Here is a 6100-nt window from a genome sequence, read left to right on the forward strand (position 1 = left end):
CTGCGCAATGAAAATCAGTGTTATCGGTAGTGGTTACGTAGGTCTGGTGCAAGCCACCGTATTGGCCGAAGTGGGTCATGACGTGATCTGCATGGACATCGACCAGCACAAGGTCGAGCAACTGTCCAAGGGCCACGTGACCATCTTCGAGCCTGGCCTGTCAGCCCTGGTGCGGGAAAACCTGGACAGCGGTCGTCTGCATTTCACCAGCGATGAAAAGCTGGCCATCGAACACGGCGAAGTCCTGTTCATCGCCGTGGGCACCCCTTCGGGTGACGACGGTTCGGCCGACCTGCGTTTCGTGTTCTCGGTGGGTGACGCCATTGCCCGTCACCGGGTAGACCCCCTGATCGTCGTGGAAAAATCCACCGTGCCGGTGGGCACCGGTGACGCCTTGCACAAGCACATCAGTGAAGCCCTGGCCAAGGCTGGCCGCACGCTGCAGTTCGATATCGTCTCCAACCCCGAATTCCTCAAGGAAGGGTCGGCCGTGCGCGATTGCCGCCGCCCGGACCGCATCGTCATCGGCTGCGAACGCCAGGAAGTGCGCGACGTGATGCGCGAGTTGTACGCACCGTTCAACCGCAACCACGACCGTATCCTGTTCATGGACCTGCGCAGCGCCGAGCTGACCAAATACGCGGCGAACTGCATGCTGGCCACCAAGATCAGCTTCATCAACCAGATCGCCGAACTGGCCGAGCATCTGGGTGCCGACATCGAGGCCATCCGCCTGGGCATGGGCGCCGACCCGCGCATTGGCTATGACTTCATCTACGCCGGTTGCGGCTACGGCGGCTCGTGCTTCCCCAAGGACATGCGTGCGCTGATCCACACCGCTGAGGCGGCACACTGCTCCAACGACCTGCTGCAAGCCGTGGAAGCCATCAACGAACGGCAGAAGCACAAGCTGTTCGAGCGCGTGAAGGCCTATTTCAAGGGCGACCTCAAGGGCCGCACCTTCGCCCTGTGGGGGTTGGCATTCAAGCCCAACACCGATGACATGCGTGATGCGCCGAGCCGCGATCTGATGGAGTCACTGTGGGCGGCTGGCGCCCAGGTGCGCGCCTTCGACCCTGAGGCCATGCAGCAAACCCAGCTGCTGTACGGCGAACAGCCCGACCTGATGCTGATGGGCACCCCTGAGTCGACGTTGAACGGCGCTGATGCGCTGATCATCTGCACGGAATGGCAACAGTTCAAGGCTCCGGACTTCGACTTGATCCTGAAGCGCCTGGCCAATCCGGTGATCTTCGATGGGCGCAACCTGTATGACGTGGAGCGGTTGGCGCAGAAGGGTATCACCTACTTCCCGATCGGCCGCGGCGAGTCCTGCAACCTGCCGATTCCGGATCGCAAGTGGAGCGAGTGATGCGCTTCATCTGCTGACGCTTCATGGGTTCAGGCGCGGTGCATCACGCATCGCGCCGCGGGATCGGGCGCAAGCCCGGTCCCGCACGGGCCTCACGCCAGCTTGCGCGCCATCAACCGCTCCAACACCCGCAACGGCGCCCGCTCCCCATCCTGCATGGCCTGCACCGGTAACAGAAAGGTCTGTTCCAGCGCGCATTTGCCCTGTGTCGCCGCGTGGGATACCTGATCGGTAAACACCATCCAGGCCGACCCCGCCGCAAATTCCCAGGTGCTCTGCGGCGCGGTTCGCTGGTAGCCCTGGTCGGCCTTCATGCGGTCGTGCAGGTGCAACATGTAATGGTCGTAGGCGCTGCGTGGCGCCTTGGTGATCCCCAAGGCGTTGAGTACCTGTGCCGAGCCCCAGAGCGGCCTGGGCAATGTAGGTGCATAGCGATCGGCCAGACGCTCGAACGGCTCGCCCAGCCGCCAGTGGCGAGGCTCGCCGGCCGGATTGATGTTGGCGAACACCCGCAGGATACGCTTGCCGCGGGTGGGCGACGACGGAAAATTATCCACGTGCAACCGCGTGTCGTCCTTGCGCCAGGAAGTCTGACGGCCGGCGATTTCCTCCGGGCGGAAACTGGTGCGGGCACGCTGCAGGGCGCCTGCATAAGGGGCCAACAGGCTGCGGGCCAGTGCTTCAGCCTGGTCGGCGAAGCGCCCGACCATCTGCTGCATCCGCCGCGCCCGGGCTTCATCGCCCTCCACACCCTTGAGCGCGTCGCCACTGGGCGACAGGCTGATGTTCTTGCTTTTGGCCCCTACCTGGGGGGCCAGCAGGTCGAGCTCATCGTCGCGAACCTGGAAACACAGGGCTGGGAAGGCCAGCACGGCCCCAGCCTCCAGCGCCTCCACACCTCGAGCACGCAGCCCTCCTTCGATTTCGCCTGACCAGGCAGTGAGGGGCAAGCTGACAACTTCAGTCATATGATTGGCCTACGCAGACGATTACCGCATACGTGATGCATCCGCTTCCTGCGGTGAAGGGGCATCCTAAATGTTGCAAAATATGTCTACTTATAGTCCATACGACACGATCAATTATGAAAATTGCGTTGAAAACGTACGCCTGGCCAGCCGGCGTTCAGCTTCCGGCAGATTCGCCGCTCTTGTACACCAACTGGTAGCCAATACCGTGAATGGTGTGGATCAACGGCACATCGAACGGTTTGTCGACCATGCGCCGCAATAAATGCAGGTTACTGCGCAGGCTGTCACTGTTGGGGGTGTACTCGCCCCAGACGTTTTCTTCCAGCTCGCGCCGGGTGACAACCGCCGGGCTTTTGCGCATCAGCAGCTCCAGCATCTTCAGGTTGGTGGGGTTCAGGCGCAGGGAAATGTCACCACGGGTGATCTGCAGCGTGTCCAGGTCGTAGGACAGGTCGTGAACCTTGAGCACCCGCGAACTCTTGCGCTTGAACCGCCACACCAGCGCTTCGATGCGAGCCATCAGTTCCGACAGCGCGAATGGCTTGATCAGGTAGTCGTCTGCCCCGGCCGTGAAGCCGTCCAGGCGGTCGCTCAAGGCATCGCGGGCGGTGAGCATGATCACCGGGGTATCGGCGCGCGCGCTTTCGCGCAGGCGCTGGCACACCTGGGTTCCGGTCATGCCCGGTAGCATCACGTCCAGGATCACCATGTCGAACGAGCGCGTGGCCGCCAGGTGCAGTCCGCTCAACCCATCCTCCGCGCGTGTCACTTCGCAGCCGCGCAATTGCAGGTACTCCGTCACGTTGTCGAGAATGTCTCGGTTGTCCTCAACCACCAGAATTTGCATAGGTCCCCCACCACTTTCTTGTACTTTCCGTGCGCATGCCGCGACGTTTGGCTTCGCCACGGTGACGCTGCGCTGAATTCAGGAGGCGTAATAGCATTGTGCTCGTCAAAATCATGTTACATGGCTTCTCGGGTACCCCATGACAAATGTAGCGGGCCGGATGAATTTTCGAATTTTTCACAGGGTTTTCACCTGCGCCCCACGTTCTGCTCCATAGTGTCCAAGGTACCCGCCCCCTTGCACGGATACACCCATGACACCATCGCCACGCCCGCCTCACAGCCTGCTGCGCAAGGTATTGTTCGGCAGTGCCGTCCTGGTGGTGCCAGCGTTGATCGCGGGCTTCGTGGCCTGGCCGCGCTCGCCGCTGGACCTGGGCAAAGTGGGCAACATGGCCAATGCCCATGTGCGCGAACATTGGGCTGCGGGGGACGTGATCGTGCTGATCCGCCATGCGGAGCGCTGTGACCGCTCGGATGGCAAATGCCTCGGGGTGGCCGATGGCATCACCCACGATGGCAGCCAGGTCGCCGACCGCGTCGGCGACGGCTTCCGCACCCTGGGGATGACCAATACCGACGTGATCAGCAGCCCCACCACGCGCACGGCCCAGACTGGCCACTACATGTTCGGCGACGCCAACCAGGCGCAGGAATGGCTGCGCGTGTGCAGCAAGGCCACCCTGCTGCAGGATGTCCTGGCGCACAAGCAGGCGCACCGCAACCTGATCCTGATCACCCACAGCGACTGCATCAGCAAGCTCGAAGCCCAGTTGGACTACGAGCATGCCGACGCCAGTGAATATGGCACGGCCTTCTTCGTGCGCGTCAACCACCGGGACAAGGCGCAGGCGCTGGGCGTGTTGAACGTGGATGGCTGGGACACCGCGCTCAAGGATGTCGTCCGTTAAGGCGCCGCCGTCAGCGCGTAGGCATCGGCCCGTTCACCTTCGGCCAGGAATATCCGCGATGGTAGCGTGAAGCCCCGCAGGCTCAACAACGCCAGCGGGCCCTGGCCCAGTTCGGTGCGCAGGTGCCAGGTCAGCAGATCATCGTCGCAGCGCTGACTGTGCACACTACCGCCCCACAGCGACAGCCCAGCCATCACCAGAGCACCACCTGAAACGCCTGAGCGTTGGACCTGCATCCTGTATCCCTACCTCCCGACCACCATCTGATCGAGGTACCGGAGGCTGCGGTGCCACAGGCACGGGGTGGTCGAATCTGACTGCCATCGTCAGCGCGCGCCTGCGTGTGGCAAAGACGAAATCAAGGTGCAGCCGCAGCCACAGGCATGGCCGTGGAAGGCAATGGGCACGCCGTTTTCGCGGAACGCCGGATGGCCTTCAGCGATGAAGGTACGGCCGTGCCCAGCCGTGGGGCAGTCCACCGGATCGCCCTGGCGGGCTACACCGAGGCCGCCAAACATCCGGGTTATTGAACCGGCCCGCACCTCGCCACCGCTGGTGGTTTTATCGCCGACGCGAATGATGCCTTTCATGAACGACCCCATTTGTCCAAGCCGGTGTGCAAGTGGAAACCGATGCCCAATGCACTCATCCCAATAGCCCCCACTCAACCACTTCATCTCGGCGTGATGTTTTGTCGGATAGCGGCCAGGGGCGTATGTGGTATCGCTCCACCGCTTGCAACGGGAATATGTCCCCTTGTTCAAAGTGTTGAATCACAACCTTTTGCACTGCCCGCACCGGAGGCCAGATGACCTTCCAATATCCGCTTTGTGGGCAGGCTTCACCCGTGTAGCAGATTCGCACAGGGAAGTTGGCTTGGCTGAAGGCGGGTGAACCGGGTAAGGGCTTACCGGTGGCTGGATCTAGCTTCTTGGCGTTGGCCAGCTGGGTGATCAGGGCCTCGCCAGGCTTTTCGGGGGGAATGTTGGCAAGGCGGGCTTCCAGCCATTGGAGCTTGCCGTCCCACTCGGGCAGTTCAGCTGGTGGCAGAGGAACAATTTCGTTGATCTCAGGGACGGTAGGGTTGGCGTATGAGTAGTTTCCTAGTACCCGCCCAATCGCTTCATAGCGCTCCGCACGCTTTAAATCTTTTTGCTGGCCGAGATAGTCCAGTCGATCCTCGGGAGCGGGACCACGAAAGCCATGCTCTAGGAACGACGCGGAAAACTCATCCCCCGCAGCAACTCCAAGTTGAAATGCCTGGAGCGCCTCTTGGTACAGACCTTCAGTGGCCAGATTAATACCTAACGCTATCGCCGCGTCACCATTACCTTGCGCGGCTGCGCATCGGCGCATTTGGCGGGCGACTGATGGAGCAATATCTCGGGGGGCCAGTTTATCTCCCAAATATGCCTGCGACTGGGCGTGCCCATGATCGGCAGCCTTACGGAGATAACGTAGTGCCATTTCCGGGTCTGGTTCTAGCCCTGCTCCGCCGTCTTTCAAAAAAGTGCTGACAAAGTAGTAACCTGTCGCCACTCCACCCGCGATAAGATCCTGACTCAGCCGCAAGTGCTCCTCCCCATCAATCTTAAACTGACGACGAATGGCGCCATTCTGGAGATTAATATTAGCTTTGAAATGCCCATTCTCAGCCGCAATTCGATATAATCTCTCAACTTCTAAATTCGCAAAGCCATTCGGCTTGAGCTGGTGAGTTTTCTGTAACCATCTTGCATACTCAAAGAGCATCTGCGTGTCGCGAGACGGCGCAGGGATTATTTCATGAACACAGTTAAAGGTTAGATTAGCCTTGATAGAGGTCAGCGGATTCATGTTTGCATTCCCAGGATTTTTGGCAAGCACACTATTACTAGACAAAACAAACAACAGACTTGACATAAATGTTATTCGGCGCATCAATCAAGGTCCTTGAGACTTTTTTCGGCGTATAAAAACTCTACTAACGAGGTATAGGGCGACATTCTGCTCGTCTGAAA

7 protein-coding genes are annotated in these 6100 nt (G+C 60.3%); 2 read left to right on the forward strand and 5 right to left on the reverse strand.

Annotated features, from left to right (window positions below; all coding sequences use genetic code 11):
• Positions 1–7: 7 nt before the first annotated feature.
• Positions 8–1372 (forward strand): UDP-glucose dehydrogenase family protein, encoded by a 1365-nt coding sequence (locus tag QBK88_RS18585; protein WP_277963176.1) that lies wholly within the window; start codon positions 8–10, stop codon positions 1370–1372.
• Between the two features lie 92 nt (positions 1373–1464).
• Here the strand turns inward: QBK88_RS18585 and QBK88_RS18590 are convergent, their stop codons facing one another.
• Together QBK88_RS18590 and QBK88_RS18595 are read right to left on the reverse strand one after the other, a co-directional pair.
• Positions 1465–2340: a Kdo hydroxylase family protein gene (locus QBK88_RS18590; RefSeq protein ID WP_277963177.1), complete on the reverse strand. Its 876-nt coding sequence runs from the start codon at positions 2338–2340 to the stop codon at positions 1465–1467.
• 157 nt (positions 2341–2497) lie between these two features.
• Complete coding sequence (locus tag QBK88_RS18595; RefSeq protein ID WP_277963178.1) at positions 2498–3190, reverse strand: response regulator transcription factor; 693 nt, start codon at positions 3188–3190, stop codon at positions 2498–2500.
• A 253-nt stretch (positions 3191–3443) separates the two neighbouring features.
• Here QBK88_RS18595 and QBK88_RS18600 point away from each other — a divergent pair, with 253 nt between their 5' ends.
• Positions 3444–4100: a lipopolysaccharide core heptose(II)-phosphate phosphatase PmrG gene (locus tag QBK88_RS18600; protein ID WP_277963179.1), complete on the forward strand. Its 657-nt coding sequence runs from the start codon at positions 3444–3446 to the stop codon at positions 4098–4100.
• Here QBK88_RS18600 and QBK88_RS18605 read toward each other — a convergent pair.
• From QBK88_RS18605 to QBK88_RS18615, 3 genes are all read right to left on the reverse strand, one after another.
• Positions 4097–4336: a hypothetical protein gene (locus tag QBK88_RS18605; RefSeq protein ID WP_277963180.1), complete on the reverse strand. Its 240-nt coding sequence runs from the start codon at positions 4334–4336 to the stop codon at positions 4097–4099. The genes QBK88_RS18600 and QBK88_RS18605 overlap by 4 nt on opposite strands.
• A 90-nt stretch (positions 4337–4426) precedes the next feature.
• Positions 4427–4690 carry a PAAR domain-containing protein gene (locus QBK88_RS18610; RefSeq protein WP_277963181.1) on the reverse strand — a complete coding sequence of 88 codons (264 nt, stop codon included), beginning with the start codon at positions 4688–4690 and terminating at the stop codon, positions 4427–4429.
• A gap of 55 nt (positions 4691–4745) precedes the next feature.
• Positions 4746–5936: an SEL1-like repeat protein gene (locus QBK88_RS18615; protein ID WP_445764958.1), complete on the reverse strand. Its 1191-nt coding sequence runs from the start codon at positions 5934–5936 to the stop codon at positions 4746–4748.
• Positions 5937–6100: the final 164 nt, after the last annotated feature.

It is taken from the genome of Pseudomonas sp. RIT-To-2, assembly GCF_029623465.1.
Taxonomy (GTDB): Bacteria; Pseudomonadota; Gammaproteobacteria; order Pseudomonadales; family Pseudomonadaceae; genus Aquipseudomonas; species Aquipseudomonas silvicola.

Bases quoted from the DNA above. Each gene is read 5' to 3' on its own strand.
- QBK88_RS18615 (WP_445764958.1), bottom strand. From the start codon at position 5,936: ATGAATCCGCTGACCTCTATCAAGGCTAATCTAACCTTTAACTGTGTT.
- QBK88_RS18585 (WP_277963176.1), top strand. From the start codon at position 8: ATGAAAATCAGTGTTATCGGTAGTGGTTACGTAGGTCTGGTGCAAGCC.
- QBK88_RS18590 (WP_277963177.1), bottom strand. From the start codon at position 2,340: ATGACTGAAGTTGTCAGCTTGCCCCTCACTGCCTGGTCAGGCGAAATC.
- QBK88_RS18600 (WP_277963179.1), top strand. From the start codon at position 3,444: ATGACACCATCGCCACGCCCGCCTCACAGCCTGCTGCGCAAGGTATTG.
- QBK88_RS18605 (WP_277963180.1), bottom strand. From the start codon at position 4,336: ATGCAGGTCCAACGCTCAGGCGTTTCAGGTGGTGCTCTGGTGATGGCT.
- QBK88_RS18595 (WP_277963178.1), bottom strand. From the start codon at position 3,190: ATGCAAATTCTGGTGGTTGAGGACAACCGAGACATTCTCGACAACGTG.
- QBK88_RS18610 (WP_277963181.1), bottom strand. From the start codon at position 4,690: ATGAAAGGCATCATTCGCGTCGGCGATAAAACCACCAGCGGTGGCGAG.